This window comes from Methylobacterium planeticum (genome assembly GCF_008806345.1).
GTDB classification, from domain to species: domain Bacteria; phylum Pseudomonadota; class Alphaproteobacteria; order Rhizobiales; family Beijerinckiaceae; genus Methylobacterium; species Methylobacterium planeticum.
The window spans coordinates 38,541-55,482 of sequence record NZ_VZZJ01000001.1; the positions used below are offsets into that span (position 1 = coordinate 38,541).

At 71.3% G+C, this 16,942-nt stretch carries 17 protein-coding genes; 10 read left to right on the forward strand and 7 right to left on the reverse strand.

Translation table 11 applies throughout. The features are described from left to right. Positions 1–205: 205 nt before the first annotated feature. Both adh and F6X51_RS00185 read right to left on the reverse strand, forming a co-directional pair. Positions 206–1,726, reverse strand: coding sequence for an aldehyde dehydrogenase (gene adh / locus F6X51_RS00180; protein WP_150960807.1), 1,521 nt, complete (start codon positions 1,724–1,726; stop codon positions 206–208). 267 nt (positions 1,727–1,993) lie between these two features. Beyond that, a complete protein-coding gene (locus tag F6X51_RS00185; RefSeq protein ID WP_150960809.1) occupies positions 1,994–3,391 on the reverse strand; it encodes a serine hydrolase in 1,398 nt (465 codons plus the stop codon). A 286-nt stretch (positions 3,392–3,677) separates the two neighbouring features. Here F6X51_RS00185 and F6X51_RS00190 point away from each other — a divergent pair, with 286 nt between their 5' ends. Together F6X51_RS00190 and F6X51_RS00195 are read left to right on the forward strand one after the other, a co-directional pair. Beyond that, positions 3,678–4,844, forward strand: a complete 1,167-nt coding sequence (locus F6X51_RS00190) for a multidrug effflux MFS transporter (protein WP_150961421.1) — start codon at positions 3,678–3,680, stop codon at positions 4,842–4,844. A gap of 80 nt (positions 4,845–4,924) precedes the next feature. Then, positions 4,925–5,434 (forward strand): DoxX family protein, encoded by a 510-nt coding sequence (locus F6X51_RS00195; protein WP_150960811.1) that lies wholly within the window; start codon positions 4,925–4,927, stop codon positions 5,432–5,434. Positions 5,435–5,472: 38 nt separating this feature from the next. Here the strand turns inward: F6X51_RS00195 and F6X51_RS00200 are convergent, their stop codons facing one another. Next, positions 5,473–6,894, reverse strand: coding sequence for an MDR family MFS transporter (locus F6X51_RS00200; RefSeq protein ID WP_150960813.1), 1,422 nt, complete (start codon positions 6,892–6,894; stop codon positions 5,473–5,475). A gap of 271 nt (positions 6,895–7,165) precedes the next feature. Between F6X51_RS00200 and F6X51_RS00205 the strand changes: the two genes are divergently transcribed. The 6 genes from F6X51_RS00205 (at position 7,166) to panE (ending at position 11,958) form a co-directional block, all read left to right on the forward strand. Further along, positions 7,166–8,050: a DUF3313 domain-containing protein gene (locus F6X51_RS00205; RefSeq protein ID WP_150960815.1), complete on the forward strand. Its 885-nt coding sequence runs from the start codon at positions 7,166–7,168 to the stop codon at positions 8,048–8,050. Between the two features lie 175 nt (positions 8,051–8,225). Further along, complete coding sequence (gene guaB / locus F6X51_RS00210) at positions 8,226–9,719, forward strand: IMP dehydrogenase (protein WP_150960817.1); 1,494 nt, start codon at positions 8,226–8,228, stop codon at positions 9,717–9,719. A gap of 110 nt (positions 9,720–9,829) precedes the next feature. Then, positions 9,830–10,075 (forward strand): hypothetical protein, encoded by a 246-nt coding sequence (locus tag F6X51_RS00215; protein WP_150960820.1) that lies wholly within the window; start codon positions 9,830–9,832, stop codon positions 10,073–10,075. Further along, entirely contained in the window at positions 10,075–10,503 is a 429-nt protein-coding gene (locus F6X51_RS00220; RefSeq protein WP_191969963.1) for a type II toxin-antitoxin system VapC family toxin, read from the forward strand. The genes F6X51_RS00215 and F6X51_RS00220 overlap by 1 nt, the downstream gene beginning before the upstream one ends. Beyond that, positions 10,500–10,931, forward strand: a complete 432-nt coding sequence (locus tag F6X51_RS00225) for an MAPEG family protein (protein ID WP_150960823.1) — start codon at positions 10,500–10,502, stop codon at positions 10,929–10,931. Before F6X51_RS00220 ends, F6X51_RS00225 begins: the two co-directional genes overlap by 4 nt. Positions 10,932–11,007: 76 nt before the next feature. Beyond that, the gene (gene panE, locus F6X51_RS00230) at positions 11,008–11,958 is read left to right on the forward strand and encodes a 2-dehydropantoate 2-reductase (protein ID WP_150961423.1); all 951 of its coding nucleotides are present in this window, start codon (positions 11,008–11,010) and stop codon (positions 11,956–11,958) included. A 13-nt stretch (positions 11,959–11,971) separates the two neighbouring features. Here the strand turns inward: panE and F6X51_RS27630 are convergent, their stop codons facing one another. Then, complete coding sequence (locus tag F6X51_RS27630) at positions 11,972–12,145, reverse strand: hypothetical protein (RefSeq protein ID WP_191969964.1); 174 nt, start codon at positions 12,143–12,145, stop codon at positions 11,972–11,974. Between the two features lie 148 nt (positions 12,146–12,293). On the opposite strand from F6X51_RS27630, the gene F6X51_RS00235 reads away from it, so the two are divergent. Then, positions 12,294–13,595 (forward strand): RsmB/NOP family class I SAM-dependent RNA methyltransferase, encoded by a 1,302-nt coding sequence (locus F6X51_RS00235; protein ID WP_150960825.1) that lies wholly within the window; start codon positions 12,294–12,296, stop codon positions 13,593–13,595. Positions 13,596–13,744: 149 nt separating this feature from the next. Continuing rightward, positions 13,745–15,301 carry a glutamine-hydrolyzing GMP synthase gene (guaA, locus tag F6X51_RS00240; protein ID WP_150960827.1) on the forward strand — a complete coding sequence of 519 codons (1,557 nt, stop codon included), beginning with the start codon at positions 13,745–13,747 and terminating at the stop codon, positions 15,299–15,301. 429 nt (positions 15,302–15,730) lie between these two features. On the opposite strand, the gene F6X51_RS00250 is transcribed toward guaA, so the two are convergent. The 3 genes from F6X51_RS00250 to F6X51_RS00260 form a co-directional block, all read right to left on the reverse strand. After that, positions 15,731–16,156, reverse strand: coding sequence for a type II toxin-antitoxin system VapC family toxin (locus tag F6X51_RS00250; protein ID WP_150960831.1), 426 nt, complete (start codon positions 16,154–16,156; stop codon positions 15,731–15,733). Further along, positions 16,156–16,398 carry a type II toxin-antitoxin system Phd/YefM family antitoxin gene (locus F6X51_RS00255; protein WP_150960833.1) on the reverse strand — a complete coding sequence of 81 codons (243 nt, stop codon included), beginning with the start codon at positions 16,396–16,398 and terminating at the stop codon, positions 16,156–16,158. Before F6X51_RS00255 ends, F6X51_RS00250 begins: the two co-directional genes overlap by 1 nt. A gap of 227 nt (positions 16,399–16,625) precedes the next feature. Next, a complete protein-coding gene (locus F6X51_RS00260; protein WP_150960835.1) occupies positions 16,626–16,937 on the reverse strand; it encodes a cupin domain-containing protein in 312 nt (103 codons plus the stop codon). Positions 16,938–16,942 lie beyond the last annotated feature (5 nt).

Sequence of the window (16,942 nt, forward strand, 5' to 3'; positions counted from 1 at the left end):
TGCTTCGGTCTGGGGCGTTCGGGGGAATCTGGCGCGCCGGCGCCGGAAAAGCAGGGGGCGGCGGCCGGGCGGGGGTCCGGGACCGCTCCGCGCCCGTCCGACGCCGCCGGGATGCCGGGCCCGCCGGGGCGCGGTGCCGAGACGAGAACGCCCCGGCCGGAGGGGCCGGGGCGCGGATCTCGTCGCGGGTCTCGGGGCGGCTCGCCTAGAAGAAGCCGAGCTTCTTCGAGGAGTAGCTCACGAGCATGTTCTTGGTCTGCTGGTAGTGGTCGAGCATCATCTTGTGGGTCTCGCGCCCGATGCCGGACTGCTTGTAGCCGCCGAAGGCCGCGTGGGCCGGGTAGGCGTGGTAGCAGTTCGTCCAGACGCGGCCCGCCTGGATCTCCCGGCCGAAGCGGTAGGCGCGGGTCCCGTCGCGGGTCCAGACGCCGGCGCCGAGGCCGTAGAGGGTGTCGTTCGCGATCGCGAGCGCGTCGGCGTCGTCCTTGAAGGTCGTGACCGAGAGGACGGGGCCGAAGATCTCCTCCTGGAAGATCCGCATCTTGTTGTGGCCCTTGAACACCGTCGGCTTCATGTAGAAGCCCTCGGCGAGGTCGCCCTCGCGGGTGCCGCGCTCACCGCCTGTGAGGCATTCGGCGCCCTCCTGGCGGCCGATATCGACGTAGGACAGGATCTTCTCGAGCTGCTCGGAGGAGGCCTGCGCGCCGATCATCGTGGTCGGGTCGAGGGGCGAGCCCTGGGTGATCGCCTCGACGCGCTTGATCGCCCGCTCCATGAAGCGGTCGTAGATCGATTCGTGCACGAGGGCGCGGCTCGGACAGGTGCAGACCTCGCCCTGGTTGAGGGCGAACATCGTGAAGCCCTCGAGCGCCTTGTCGAAGAAGTCGTCGTCCTCGTTCGCCACGTCCGCGAAGAAGATGTTCGGCGACTTGCCGCCGAGCTCCAGCGTCACCGGGATCAGGTTCTGCGAGGCGTACTGCATGATCAGCCGGCCCGTCGTCGTCTCGCCCGTGAAGGCGATCTTGGCGATGCGGGGCGAGGAGGCCAGCGGCTTGCCGGCCTCGAGGCCGAAGCCGTTGACGACGTTGAGCACGCCCGGCGGCAGCAGGTCGCCGATGATCTCGAGGACCACCAGGATCGAGGCCGGGGTCTGCTCGGCGGGCTTGAGCACGACGCAGTTGCCGGCCGCGAGCGCCGGGGCGAGCTTCCACACCGCCATCAGGATGGGGAAGTTCCACGGGATGATCTGGCCGACGACGCCGAGGGGCTCGTGGAAATGGTAGGCCACCGTGTCGTGGTCGATCTCGGAGATCGAGCCTTCCTGCGCGCGGACGCAGCCCGCGAAGTAGCGGAAATGGTCGATGGCCAGCGGGATGTCCGCGTGGGTCGTCTCGCGGATCGGCTTGCCGTTGTCCCAGGTCTCGGCCAGGGCGATCAGATCGAGGTTCTCCTCCATCCGGTCGGCCATCTGGTTGAGGATGCGGGCGCGCTCGGCCGGCGCGGTGCGGCCCCAGGCGTCCTTGGCGGCGTGCGCGGCGTCGAGGGCCTTGTCGATGTCCTGCGCGTCGGAGCGGGCGACCTCGCAGACGACCTTGCCGGTGATCGGCGAGGTGTTCTCGAAGTAGCGCCCGGCGACCGGGGGAACCCACTTGCCGCCGATGAAATTCTCGTAGCGCGCCGAGAACGGCGACTTCGTGCTGGAGCCCAGAAATTCCGGCTTGTTCATTGGCGTCTCCTCAGGGTGGCTCTTTGTCCGCTCGGCCGCAGCCAATGGCAGATGGCCCGCCAAATCAAGTTGGACTTTTGGCCAAAGCGATGATGCAGTGCAGGAAATTGCTCGTCCCGCAGGGCTGATCCGCAATGTTTCGGAGCGTCGCGGCGGGTCATTGTGGCACTGCAACTTGGTGGCCGGGCCCATAGTACCCGCAATCGCGGGAGGTGGCGACCTCCGAGGGCATCCCGGAGCCAATCCGGAACTGTTCGAGACTGGACGCTATTGCGTGACCTCGATGCGCGGCGCGGCCCGGTCGGTCCCGTCGCGATAGAGCATCAGGCCGGTCGGGCGCCCGTCCGGCTCGGTGTCGAGGGTGATGCGGGCGTTGCGGGCCTTCGACACGAAGGTCCGGTCCCCCTCGGGGAGAAAGGGCAGGGCGGCTTCCCCGGTGATCTGCGCCACGAGGTGGTCGCCCTCGCGGGCGAGCGTCAGGAGCCGGCCGGGGGCGAGGCGGTAGCGCCCGGCGTAGCGGTCCATGATCTCGGGCTCGAGCACGATCTCGGTTCCGGGATCGGGGATGCGGAACCAGAGGGCCGCGATCTCCCGCGCCATGGCCTGGACCGGGGCGGTCTCGGTGTTGGCGAGCACCAGCACGGTGAGCTCGTCGTCCGGGTAGGTGTCCTTGATGGTCAGGAAGCCGTTGATGCCCCCGCCATGCGACCAGAGCCGGTGCCCGTGCGACTGTCCGATATACCAGCCGAAGCCGTAGCCGTAGCCCGCATCCGCGAACATCGCGCGCCGCGACAGGTCGGACAGGACGCGCCCCGAGAACAGGGCCCGGTCCCAGGCGAGCAGGTCGTCGACGGTGGAGTAGTGGGCGCCCGCCGCGTACGGGATGCTGGAGGCGATCGGCATGGCGTTGCGCAGCTGGCCGTTGCCGAGGCGGTAGCCGGAGGCCCGGCGCGGCAGGATCGCGGTCGCGTCGTCGTAGCCCGTGTCCTTCAGGCCGAGGGGATCGAAGATCGCCTCGCGCAGGTAGCGGTCGTAGGGCTGGCCCGAGGCGGCCTCGACCACGAGGCCGAGCAGGATGTAGCCGGTATTGTCGTAGTCGAAGCCCTTGCCGGGCTCGAACAGGAGCGGCTTGTCCGCCGTCAGCGCCACGATCTCGCGCGGTGTCATCTCGAGGCGCTGGATGCGGGCGTAGTAGTCCGGCAGGTTGGTGTAGCTCGGGATGCCGGAGCTGTGGGTCAGGAGCGTCCGGAGGGTGACGCGCTCCCAGGCCGCCGGGGCCTGGGGGTAGAAGCGGCGGATCGGATCGTCGAGGTTGAGCCGGCCCGCTTCGGCGAGCTTGAGGATCGCGGCGGCGGTGAACTGCTTGGTGATCGAGCCGACGCGGAAGCGGGTCTCGGGGGTGTTCGGCACGCCCCATTCCCGGTTGGCGAGGCCGTAGGCGCGCCGGAACACGGGGCGGCCGCGATGCGCGACGAGGACCGCGCCGGAGAACAGCTTGGCGTCGAGATAGGGCTTGACCAGCGCGTCGGCGCGCTGGGCGAAGCCCGCCCGCGTCTGGGCGGGAGGCTGCAGGGCCGGCTGGGCCTGAGCCTGTGCCCGAGCCTCCGGCGCGCAGAGGGCCGCGAGGCCGAGGAGGGCGAGGACGGTGACGGGACGGGCAGGCATGGCGATCCTCCGCTCGGGGAGCCGCGGCCGAGCTAGACCGGATTTGCGGCCGAAGCGCGTCGCGCGGCGGCCCTGCCTTCCCGTCATGCGCCCCGTCACACCTCTGCCTTGAAGGGTACCGATGAGACCCCGGCGCGTTTCCCCGAGGACCGCGCCCGTTCCTCCGAAGGCATCCCCCGTGACAGCACCGATCCGGCCGGGCTCGACCCTGGGCGCGGCCACCCGCGAGGCACCGGCCTGGACCGGACCGGGCTTCGCCGAATTCGTGGCGATCGTCGCCCTGATGATGGGCGTCACGGCGATCTCGATCGACAACCTGCTCCCGGCCTTCCCGGTGATCCAGGCCCGCTTCGGCATCGCCGACCCGAACAGCCTGCAGCTCCTCGTCTACGTCTACATGATCGGCTTCGGCCTCGCGCAGATCGTCTACGGGCCGGTCTCGGACCGGTTCGGGCGCCGCCCGGTGCTGCTGATCAGCCTCGCGGTCTACGGGGCGGGCTGCCTCCTGGCGATGGCGGCGCCGTCCTTCGGCTGGCTGCTCGCGGCCCGGGTGATCCAGGGGCTCGGGGCGGCGGGCGGGCGCGTGCTCTCGACCGCGATCGTGCGCGACCGCTTCGCCGGGCGCGAGATGGCGAGCGTGATGTCGCTGATCATGATGGTCTTCCTGATCGTGCCCATGATCGCGCCGGCCATCGGCGGGATGATGCTGGCGCTCGGCTCCTGGCACTACGTCTTCGTCTCGATGCTGGTGCTTGCCGGCATCCTGGTGGTCTGGTTCGGCGCCCGGATGCCCGAGACCCTGCATCCCGCCTACCGCCGGCCTCTGTCGCTGCCCTCGATCGGGCAGGCGCTCCGCCTGACGCTGCGCACCCGCGTCGCCCTCGGCTACGCCACCGCCCTCGGTCTGCTCACCGGCTGCATCATGGGCTATGTCGGCTCGGCCCAGCAGGTCTTCGACACGGGGCTCTACCATCTCGGCGCCCTGTTCCCGCTCGCCTTCGGGCTCGTGGCGGGGGCGATGGGCGCCGCGACCCTCGTCAACGCCCGCGTGGTCCGGCGCCTCGGCATGCGCACGCTCTCGCATGCGGGGCTCGCCGCCTTCGTGGCGGTGGCGCTGGTGCAGGTCGGGGTCGGGCTCGCCTACCAGGGCCACCCGCCCCTGGCGCTGTTCCTGACGGTGCTCGCCGCCAACCAGTTCCTGATCAGTTTCGCCATGCCGAACTTCAACGCCCTGGCGCTGCAGCCATTGGGCGAGATCGCCGGCACCGCCTCCTCCTTCCTCGGCTTCTACACCACGATCCTCGGGGCCTTCTGCGGCTTCCTGATCGGGCACGCCTTCGACGGGACCACGCTGCCGATCGGGGCCGGCTACGCGGGCCTCGGCGGCCTCGCGCTGCTGGTGGTCGCCTGGACCGAGCGCGGGCGCCTGTTCCGGGGCGGCATCTCCGGTTGAGAACCCGGCGCGCTTAACCCCGTCTTCAGGCGGGCCCGCGAGGGTGGGGGCTGTCCCCGCGTCTCAACCGGAGCCGAACCGTGATCGCCCGCGCCCAGGACGGATTGCTTCTCTCGTCGCGCCTGCTCCTCGCCGCGGCGCTGCTGCCCACCGGCATCGCCCGGGCGCTCAACGTCTCGGGCTTCGCCCTGACCCTCGCGGGCACCGGCCTGCCGGCCCCGAACGCCGTCGCGACCGCGGCCGTGATCGTGCAGGTCTTCGGGCCGCTGGCGCTCCTTCTCGGGGTGCTGCCGCGCCTCACCGGCCTCGCCCTCGCGGCCTTCGCGGCGGCGATGGCGGTGCTGCTCCACCCGTTCTGGCACTATGCCGGCCCGGCCGCGGTCGCCGAGCGCACGCTGTTCCTCGCCGATCTCGGCCTCGCCGGGGGCTTCCTGCTCTACGCCCTGACCGGCCCCGGCGCCTGGAGCTGGCAGGGCTGGCGCGCCGCCCCGTCCCGCCAGCCGGCGAAGCCCGCCGGCAAGGCCGCGCCGCGCCCGGGCGCGCCGGCAAAGCGCGCCGCCGGCCGCGCCCCCGTCCGCGCGGCGGCCTGAGGCGACGTCCCGAGCCCCCGCCCGCGGTACGAACCCTCCTAGGTCCGCCCCGGCGCCCCGGCCGGCGGCGCCGGGGCGAGGCGCCGGCCGGACACCTCCGCGCCGGCATCGGGCGCGAGGCGCCGGAAGGCAAAGACGGACAGGCCCGAGATCAGCGCCACGGCGATGAAGGCTGGCGCGAAATCCGCGGCCAGGATCGCGTCGCGCCCGTGCCAGCCCGCGGCCCCTTCGAGGGCCAGCGCCCCGACGCTCACCCCGAGGCTGAGCGAGATCTGCTGCGCCACGCTCGCGAGGCTCGTGCCCGCGCTCATGTCGCGGGATTCGAGCTCCGCATACGCGATCGCGTTGACGCAGGTGAACTGGAGCGAGCGCAGGCAGCCGCCGACGAAGAGAAGCCCGACGATGAGCCAGTGCGGGGTCTGCGCCGTGAACAGGCCGTTCACGGCCAGGAAGCCCGCCGCCAGCACGGCGTTCGTCACCATCACGGGGCGGAAGCCGAAGCTGCGCAGGATGCGCGGGCCGACGATCTTCACCAACATGGCGCCGGCCGCCGCCGCGAAGGTGATCAGCCCCGATTGCAGCGGGTCGAGCCCGAACCCGATCTGCAGCATCAGCGGCAGCAGGAACGGGATCGCGCCGGTGCCGATGCGGAACAGGCTGCCCCCGGTCACGGCGGCCCGGAAGGTCGGATAACGCAGGAGGTCGAGGCGTAGCACCGGGTATCGCACCGCGCGCGAGTGGCGGAGATACAACGCGAGCAGCGCCGCGCCGCCGCCGAGGCAGCCCCAGGAGAGCCAGTCCGGCAGGAGGTGGCGGCCGGTCGAGGCGAGGCCGAGCATCAGCGTGGCGAGGCCGAGGCCGAGGAGCCCGAAGCCGACGACGTCGAGGGGCGGCCGCTCGGGCTCGCGGATATCGGCGATGTAGAGGCTCGCCAGCACGATGCCGACGATCCCGATCGGGATGTTGATGAAGAAGATCCAGCGCCAGTCGAGCCAGGTGGTGATGAGGCCGCCGAGGGGCGGGCCCATGATCGGTCCGATCAGGGCCGGGATCGTCAGGTAGGCCAGCGCCGAGACGAGCTCGGCCTTCGGCACGCTGCGCAGGATGACGAGGCGGCCGACCGGCACCATCATGGCGCCCCCCATCCCCTGGAGGAAGCGGGCGGCGACGAAGCTCGTCAGGCCGGTCGAGAAGGCGCAGGCGAGGGAGCCTGCCATGAACACCACGAGCGCCGCCCGGAAGATCGTGCGCGCCCCGTATCGGTCGGCCATCCAGCCGCTGATCGGGATGAAGATCGCGAGGCTGACGAGGTAGGCGGTCAGCGCGAGCTTCAGGGCGATCGGATCCTCCCCGAGGCTGTGGGCGATCGTCGGCAGCGCCGTGGCGATCACCGTGGAATCGGTGTTCTCCATGAACAGGGCGGTGGCGACGACGAGGGGGACGATTCGGGACGGGCGCATCGGGTTTGACAAACCCCGACGCCGCACTCGGTTGCATCGGCTCGTCGCCCGGCCCCGGGCGGGCGTCGTGTCCCCCCGGACACACGCAGCAACGATCGCCCGCCCGCGGGGGGCGATCCCTTCCCCGCCCGGGGCCTCACCCTTAAGCTTTCCGCACCGCCGCGGCCTGCCGCGCGCTCGGCATGCGTCGGGACGGCCGCCATCCTGCGGCCGCGGCGCGGCCGGCGCACCGCCCGACCGCGCCCGATGTCCGCTGCGTGAAAGTGACAGGATGCGCCTTCGGCTGACCAAGACCCGCTCGATGACCCGGCTCTCCGCCGGGCTCGCGCTCTGCCTGAGCGTGGCGGCCTGCGGCACCGTTCTGCTGAACCAGACCGGCTCCCTCACCCGCTACGACCGCCTCAAGACCAGCGACGAGGCCACCACCACGGCCCGCCTCTACGCCGACCCCTCCGCCCTCGCGCGCAGCCGCACCGTCCGCATCATCCCGACCGCCTTCCCGGAATCGATCTCAGGGCCCGGCATCACCGCCAAGCAGCGCAAGCTCGTGGCGAACGCCGCCGACCGGGCCCTCTGCTACGAGCTGTCGCTGCGCTACGACGTGGTCTCGGGGCGCGACGCCGACCTGACCGTGCGGGCGGCGGTGACCCGCGTCGAGCTGACCGGCCTGCCCGGCGCCGGCGCCACGATCGCGGCGTCGGGCGCGATCACCATCGCGTCGCAGCTCGGCGTCGGCTTCGCGGACGCGGTCGGGCGCATCCCGGTGCCGCGGGTGCCGATCGGCCTCGGCAGCCTGACGGTGGAGGCCGAGGCCCTCGACCGCCGCCACGAGCAGCGCGCCGCGATGATCTGGGGCGGGGCGGCGAACTCCTTCACCAGCCAGCCGCGCTTCTCGCCGATCAGCGACGCCTACGACCTCGCGGGCGAGTTCGGGCAGGATTTCGGCTTCTACCTCGCTACCGGGCAGGACCCGTTCAAGGCGCCCCTGACCCTGCCGACCTACGATCGCCTGCGCATCACGGTACTGGGCGAGGCGCCCCTCGACCCGGATTGCGAGGCGTTCGGCCGCGCCCCGGGCGTCGACGGCATCCTCGGCGACTATATCGGCCTGCCGCCCGAGTTCGGCGACAAGGGCGCGTCGCCCCGCGTCAACTGAGCCCCGGGGGCTCGTCCCCGGCGCGCGGCGCAGGGCGGCCCTGCGGGGAAAAGCTGGGGCGAGGCCCCCGCAGCCGCTTTGCGCGGGCCTCCTCCGCGTGTTACTGGCCCGTGCCAACCCGCTCTCGCGGCAAGCCCTTTTCGGGCCTGCACCCGCCCAGCAAGAAAGTTGGCACATGGCCCGCATCACGTCCGATTCCATCATCGAGGGCCTGACCTTCGACGATGTCCTCCTGCGGCCGGCGGCCTCCTCGGTGATGCCGACCCAGGTCAACGTCGCGACCCGGCTGACCCGCTCCATCGCCCTCAACCTGCCGATCCTCGCCTCCGCCATGGACACGGTCACGGAGGCGCCGATGGCCATCGCCATGGCGCAGAACGGCGGCATGGGGGTGATCCACCGCAACCTCGAGCCGCCGGAGCAGGCCGAGCAGGTGCGCCTCGTCAAGAAGTACGAGTCCGGGATGGTGCTCAACCCCATCACCATCCACCCCGACGAGACCCTGGCCGACGCCTTCGAGGTGATGAAGTCCAACCGCATCTCCGGCATCCCGGTTGTGGAGCGTGGGCCCAATGGCTCCCGCGGCAAGCTCGTCGGCATCCTGACGAACCGCGACGTCCGCTTCGCCACGAATCCGGGCCAGCCCGTCGCCGAGCTGATGACCCGCGACCGCCTCATCACGGTCCGCGAGGGCGTGACGCAGGACGAGGCCAAGCGCCTGCTGCACCAGTTCCGCATCGAGAAGCTGCTCGTCGTCGACGACCATTACCGCTGCATCGGCCTGATCACCGTCAAGGACATCGAGAAGCGCGTCGCCTACCCGCACGCCGTCAAGGACGAGCAGGGGCGCCTCAGGGTCGCGGCCGCCACCACCACGGGCGACAGCGGCTTCGAGCGGGCCGAGCGCCTGATCGACGCGGGCTGCGACGTCATCGTGGTCGACACGGCGCACGGGCACTCGATCAAGGTGCTCGAGAGCGTCAAGCGCGTGAAGCAGCTCTCGAACGCCGTGCAGGTCATCGCCGGCAACGTCGCCACCCGCGAGGGCGCGCAGGCGCTGATCGATGCGGGGGCGGACGCCATCAAGGTCGGCATCGGCCCGGGCTCGATCTGCACCACCCGCATCGTCGCGGGCGTCGGCGTGCCCCAGCTCACCGCCCTGATGGAGGCCGTCGAGGCGTCCTACGACGCCGGCGTGCCGGTGATCGCCGACGGCGGCATCAAGTATTCGGGCGACCTCGCCAAGGCCATCGCGGCCGGCGCCTCGGTGGCGATGCTCGGCTCGCTGCTGGCCGGCACCGACGAGGCTCCGGGCGAGGTGTTCCTCTACCAGGGCCGCTCCTACAAGAGCTACCGCGGCATGGGCTCCGTCGGCGCCATGGCCCGCGGCTCCGCCGACCGCTACTTCCAGGCCGAGGTCAACGACACCCACAAGCTCGTTCCCGAGGGCATCGAGGGGCAGGTGCCCTACAAGGGCCCGGTCGCGGCGGTGCTGCACCAGCTCGCGGGGGGCCTTCGCGCCGCCATGGGCTATGTCGGCGCCGCCACCGTGCCGGAGTTCCAGGAGCGGGCGCAGTTCATCCGCATCACCAATGCGGGCCTGCGCGAGAGCCACGTCCACGACGTGACGATCACGCGCGAGAGCCCGAACTACCCCTCGCGCACTTGAGGCCGTTCGGACAGGATCCCGCGGCTCGTCTCAGTCGCGGCGCTTGCTTGGCCGCGGCGCGAGCTTCACGTAGCATCGTGCCGTCTGGGCGCGCCGATCTGGAGGGAGCCGTGGGCGATCTGACCCTGCACGACACCGGCGGGTTGCTGATGACCCTGTTGATGGAGCGGGCATCGGAAACGGGCCGGTCGCCGGAAGACGTGGCCAAGGAAGCCATGCTGCGGGGACTGATGCGGTCGCCCGCCGAGCGCCTCGCGCATGCGGACAGGATCCGGGCGGCTGCCCGTCCGCCAGCCGACGGACAGCCTTTCGAGGACAGCACGATCCTGATCCGCCGTCTGCGCGACGGAGAATGATGCTCATCGTCGATGCGAGCGTCATGGCGAAGTGGTTCTATCCCGAGGCGTACTCGGAGCAGGCCCGGACGCTTCTCGGCCAGGACCGACTCCTGGCGGCCCCCGCCCACGCTTCCGCCGAACTGGGGCAGGTTCTGGCGCGTCGCGTCCGCGAGAACCTTCTGCCGCTCGCCGAGATGGAGGACGCTCTGACGGGGCTCGCACGATCTGTCGTGATGATCCCGCTCGCCGACCTGCACAGGGACGCGGCGCGGTTCGCGCTGGACACGGGTGCCTCGTTCTACGATGCGCTCTATGTCGCGGCGGCCGGGCAGTGGAATGCGACGCTCGTAACGGCGGATCTGCGTCTCATCCGGTCCTGTGCCGCGAGTCCCTGGGCACGCAATGTCGTCGCGCTCTCGGATTGGGACAAGCAAAGCTCGCCATGACCATCCAAGCCATCCTCGCCCCCGTCTTCGTGCAGGTGTTCCTCACCTTCGGGTTGCTGATCTTCCTCGGGCGCCGGCGCTTCGCCGAGATCGGGGCCGGGCGGGTCCGCATCGGCGAGATCGCCCTGGGCGAGCGCAACTGGCCGCCGAAGGTCCAGGCCGCCGCCAACGCGTTCTCGAACCAGTTCGAGATCCCGCTGCTGTTCTTCGCCCTGGTGCCGCTCGCGCTCTACACGCGCAAGGCGGACCTGCTGTTCGTGGTGCTGGCCTGGCTCTTCGTGGCGACCCGGGCGGCCCACGCCTACATCTTCGTCACCTCGAACCACGTGCCGACGCGCTTCCGCCTGTTCATGGCGGGCATCGTCATCCTCGGGGTGATGTGGCTCATCTTCGCCTGGCGCATCCTGCTGACGCCGCTCGCGCTCTGACCGGACGGCCGCGTTGCATCGCGGCGCCATCGCGCGCATGGAGGGCCCGTCCGGATTCGGGCAGGGGAGAGACGTGATGCGGGTTCTCGTGGTGGGGGCGGGGGCGACCGGCGGCTATTACGGGGCGCGCCTCGCCGAGGCCGGCCGTGACGTCACCTTCCTGGTCCGGCCGGCCCGGGCCGAAAAGCTCGCGGCGGACGGCCTCTCGGTGAAGAGCCCGCTCGGCGACCTCCACCTGCGGGCACCCATGACCATCACGGCCGACGCCCTCGCGGCCGGGCAGGGCGGCGCCTTCGACCTCGTGCTCCTGTCCTGCAAGGCCTACGATCTCGACGCCGCCGTGGCGGATCTCGCGCCGGCCGTACGGGCCGGCACCATCGTGCTGCCGATCCTCAACGGCATGCGCCACCTCGACGTCCTCGACGCCCGCTTCGGGGCGGAGCGCGTGCTCGGCGGCTCCTGCGGCATCATGGCGACGGTCGGGCCCGGCGGCGAGATCCGCCACATGAGCGAGTTCGCCACCCTGACCTACGGCGAGCGCGACGGCAGCCGCATGCCCCGCGTCGAGGCGATCGAGGCGCTGATGCGCGACGCCCGCTTCCAGCCGAAGCTCAGCCCCGCGATCGTCCTGGAGATGTGGGAGAAGTGGGTGTTCCTGGCGACGCTCGCGGGGATCACCTGCCTGATGCGGGCCAGCGTCGGCGACATCGTCGGAGCGCCGGGCGGGCGCGAGGCCGTCGAGGACCTCTACGCCGAGTGCGTGGCGGTGGCGGCCGCGGCGGGCTACGCGCCGCGCGAGAAGGCGGCGGCCCAGGCGCGCGCCATGCTGACCCAGGAGGGGGCTCCGACCACGGCCTCGATGCTGCGCGACATCGAGGCCAGGGCCCGGATCGAGGCGGACCACGTGGTGGGCGACCTGATCGCGCGGGGGGACGCGCTGGCGCCCGGTTCGCGGCGCCCCGGCCTCGAGCGGGCCTACACCCATCTCAAGGCCTACGAGCGGCGGCGTGCCCGCGAGGCGGCGTGAGCGGCCCGCGGCCTCAGTAGCGCTGGCCGGGCGGCGGCGGGGGCGGGTTGCCGTATTCGAGCTGCGTCTTGGCGTCGACCGGCCGGCGCGGCGGGGGCGTCAGGTCGGGGGCGGCCGGCGCCGTCGAGCAGGCGGCGACGCAGAGCGTCAGGAGACCCGCGAGGGCGAGATGGATGACGGGGGACATGGGGTCTCTCGAAGCCTAGGACGTTGACGGGGTTCGGCGCAGGCCGTTCTGACGCCCGATCCCGCCGGAAGCTCGGCCGTAATGTGGCCCGCATGCGCAGGAAGCGTGGCCGCATCGCGGCACCGTTCTCGAAATCCAGGAGAGTGATCTGACCCCCGCCGCCCGCTGTTCCGCCGCCATCGAGGTGCTGTCCGACATCGCCGAGCGCCGCCGTCCGGCGGCCGACGCCCTCAAGGATTGGGGCCTCGGCCACCGCTTCGCGGGCTCGGGCGACCGCGCCGCCATCGCGAGCCTCGTCTACGACGCCCTGCGCCGCCGCGCCTCCTCCGCCTGGATCATGGGCGAGGACAGCCCGCGGGCGATCCTGATCGGGTCGCTGCGCCTGCAGCAGGGGCTCGCCGCCCCGACCATCGCGGCCCTGTTCACGGGCGACCGCTTCGCCCCGGACCCGCTGAGCCCGGGCGAGCAGGCCCGCCTCGCCGAGGGGTCGCTCGCCGGCGCGCCCCCCGAGATCGCCGGCGACGCACCGGACTGGGTGCTGCCCTCCCTCGCGGCGATCCTCGGCGACGACCTCCTGCCGGAGCTGCGCGTCCTGGCGCGCCGCGCCCCCCTCGACATCCGCATCAACACGCTGAAGCGGACCCGCGACGAAGCGCTTGCGGCCCTCGGGCACCTGAACGCCGAGCCGACGCCGCACGCGCCCGACGGCCTGCGCATCCCGATCGGCGCCGACGGGCGCGGACCGGCGCTCCATGTCGAGCCCGAGTTCCTGGACGGCTGGTACGAGATCCAGGACGAGGGCTCGCAGCTCGCGAGCCGCCTCAGCGGGGCGAGGCCCGGCGAGACCATCGTCGACCTCTGCGCGGGCGGCGGCGGCAAGACCCTGGCGCTCGCGGCCCTGATGGGCAATGCCGGGCGCCTGATCGCCACGGACGGCGATCCCCGCCGCCTCGCGCCGATCCACGAGCGCCTGCGCCGCGCCGGGGCGGAGGCCGAGGTGCGCACCCCGCGCGCCGGCCGGGCCCGGGTCGACGTCCTGACCGACCTCGACGGGACGGTGGACCGGGTGGTGGTCGACGCCCCCTGCACCGGCACGGGGACGTGGCGGCGCAACCCCGACGCCAAGTGGCGCCTGCGGCCCGGGAGCCTGGCGACGCGGCTCACCGAGCAGGCGATCGTCCTCGACCGGGCGGCCCGGCTGGCGCGGCCGGGCGGGCGCATCACCTACATTACCTGCTCGCTGCTGCCCGAGGAGAACGACGCGGCGGTCGCGGGGCTGCTCGGGCGGGTGGGCGCGGCTTTCAGGGTCATCCCGGCGGAGCGCGTCGTGGCGGAGTTCAGCCCGGCGCTCGCGCCTCTGGTGCGCCTGACCCGGTCCGGCCTGCAGATGAGCCCGGGCCTGACGGGCACGGACGGGTTCTACGTCGCGACCCTCGAACGGCGCGGCTGACGCGGCCGCCCTGAGAATCGGCGGCGCTCGCGCACCGGGATGAGGCGGCCCATCGGCCCGCGGCGGCGCCCGGCTCCTCCCCGTGCGGAGGGCCAGCCTTGCGGGTCATGCGCGTTGCACGCGCGCGGGCGCTCGTCTAACTCCACGCCATGAATACCGACCACGACAAGATCCTCATCGTCGATTTCGGCAGTCAGGTGACGCAGCTCATCGCGCGGCGCGTGCGCGAGGAGGGCGTCTACTGCGAGATCGTGCCCTTCACCAAGGCCGCCGAGGCCTTCTCGGAGACGAAGCCGAAGGGCGTCATCCTCTCGGGCGGGCCGGAATCGGTGACGACCGAGGCCTCCCCGCGCACGCCCCAGGTGGTGTTCGATTCGGGCGTCCCGGTCTTCGGCATCTGCTACGGCCAGCAGACCATGGCGGCCCAGCTCGGAGGCGAGGTCGAGGGCGGCCACCACGCCGAGTTCGGCCGCGCCGAGATCGAGATCCTGGCCGATTGCCCGCTGTTCAAGGGCGTCTGGCACGTGGGCGAGCACTACCCGGTCTGGATGAGCCACGGCGACCGCGTCACTAAGCTGCCGGACGGCTTCACCACCGTGGCGATCTCGCGGAACGCGCCCTTCGCGGCGGTGGCCGACGAGTCGCGCAGCTACTACGCGGTGCAGTTCCACCCGGAGGTGGCGCACACGCCCCACGGCGCCCTCCTGATCCGCAACTTCGTGCGCGACATCGCGGGCTGCACCGGCGACTGGACCATGGGGGCCTACCGCGAGGAGGCGATCGCCAAGATCCGGGCCCAGGTCGGCGGCGAGCGGGTGATCTGCGGGCTGTCCGGCGGCGTCGATTCGGCGGTGGCCGCGGTGCTGATCCACGAGGCGATCGGCGAGCAGCTCACCTGCGTCTTCGTCGATCACGGGCTGCTGCGCGCCGGCGAGGCCGAGGAGGTCGTGCGCCTGTTCCGCGACCACTACAACATCCCCCTCGTCCACGTGGAGGCGCAGGACCTGTTCCTCGGCGAGCTCGAGGGCGTCAGCGACCCCGAGCAGAAGCGCAAGACCATCGGGCGCCTGTTCATCGACGTGTTCGAGGCCGAATCGAAGACGATCGGCGGCGCCGCCTTCCTGGCGCAGGGCACCCTCTACCCGGACGTGATCGAGAGCGTGTCCTTCACGGGCGGCCCCTCGGTGACGATCAAGAGCCACCACAATGTCGGGGGGCTGCCCGAGCGCATGAACATGCAGCTCGTCGAGCCCCTGCGCGAGTTGTTCAAGGACGAGGTCCGGGTCCTCGGCAAGGAGCTCGGCCTGCCCGAGGCCTTCGTCGGCCGCCATCCCTTCCCGGGCCCCGGCCTCGCGATCCGCTGCCCCGGCACGATCACGGCCGAGAAGCTCGACGCCCTGCGCAAGGCCGACGCGATCTACCTCGAGGAGATCCGCAAGGCCGGCCTCTACGACACCATCTGGCAGGCCTTCGCGGTGATCCTGCCGGTGAAGACGGTCGGCGTGATGGGCGACGGGCGCACCTACGACCACGTCTGCGCGCTGCGCGCCGTCACCTCGGTCGACGGCATGACGGCGGACTTCTACCCCTTCGACATGGCCTTCCTGGGCCGCGTGGCGACGCGCATCATCAACGAGGTCAAGGGCATCAACCGGGTCACCTACGACATCACCTCGAAGCCCCCGGGCACGATCGAGTGGGAGTGACGGATACGAGCGGCGGCAACAGCATCGTTTCGGCGGTGGTTCTCGGTTCCGGACCGTCACCGCTCGGTCTGTCGCTGACGTCCGTTGAGCGGCGTTGGTCTCCCTCTCGCAACGTGCTCATCCGATCTGGGTCCGATTCCCAAGCTCGGTAAAGCGACCCCGGAGGATGTGAGAGCTGTAGCGTTGAAGTGTGTGCACATAGGTCGGGCCGCGCCAGGAGCGGGACATCGCGCATCTTCTCGATGAAGGCCGGATCAGTGTGCGGGCGCAGACCGAAGGCGCGCCGGATCGGCGACGCCGCCGTTTGGCCCATGCCCGTGCGGCGCATTGCTGTGCATTCGCGATGGGCCGATCCACAGCATCGCTTCCTCCCGAAGCGCTGATCGCGGCAGACCCATTGCCATCCGAGCGGCTGTGAGAAGGCCCGGATCATGCCAGCAACCGTGCCGGAACACCGAGCGCTGGGCCGGCCTCCGCCAGTCGCTGGTCGAGCGTGTGCAACGTGGCGCCCTGCTCCGATGCGATGGCCAGATGCAGCGCGTCTCCCGCACGGAGCCCGAGGGCATGCTGATCGGCAAATCTCGCCGCCACCCGGAAATGCCCGCCCCTGACGCTCAGCACGGTGAAGGTCTCGGCGATGAGCTTGTTGAACATGGCGAGGACTGCCGCGCGCTGCTCGAGCGTAATCTGGCCGGTCCGCAGCTTGATCGCCGCGGCCGATGACATCTCGGTGACGGTCCAGTCGCTGATCAGAAGCTGCGCCGGTTCCTGCTCCGCCAGCCAGGCCTGAACACGCGGCGTCATCGCTTCGTTGGAGAGCGCCGCGACGATCAGCGACGTGTCGAGATAGAGCATCAGTAGCGGTCGGCATCGCGCATCGACCGCACGAGGTCGGCGGCGCTCCGGGATTGGGGCGACATCGCCGCCGTGAGCGATCGGAGTTGCGCGACATCGATCGGCTTGCGCGGCCCGGCCACCGCGGTGAGCCGCGCGACGGGCTTGCCGCGGCGGCTGATGTCGATCGAATCGCCGGCTTCGACCCGGTCGACCAACTCGCTCAGATGAGCCTTGGCATCCGCTAGGTTGATCACATCCATGCCGCGCTCCTGACCATATAGATGGTCATATAGTCCACCCGGCTCGAGAATCCCAGCATTGCTTCCCGACGTCGTCCTTCATCAAGACCGAAGGCAGTCACGAGACATCATTTTTTATGTTCGACCTGCACGTCCCGATCGCCCGCTTCCGTGCCGCAACGCTCGGGGCCCGTCGGCGATCGTGCCTGGTCAGGGAGCGGTGCGCCGGGCGCATCGAAGCGCATCCCTCAGGGCCGACAATTCGTCTCGACCAGCACGGTCTCGGTCTCGAACTCGGCCGCGTGCCAGGTCTCCGGCGGGAAGTGGAACAGGCTGCCGGGGCCGAAGGCGGTCCGGCCCGCTCCGGTCTCCAGGGTGCCGGTGCCGGACAGGACCTGCACGAACTGCTCGTGGGCGTGGCTGTGCCGGGGGGCGGACGTGCCGGCCGGGACCACGACGCGCACGAGGCCGGCGCCCGCGCCCGCGAGCGCGCGCTTGGCGACGCCGCTCGGCGCCCTCGTCTCCGGCAGGTCGTCCCAGGCGATGCAGTGCGGGTTCATGCTGA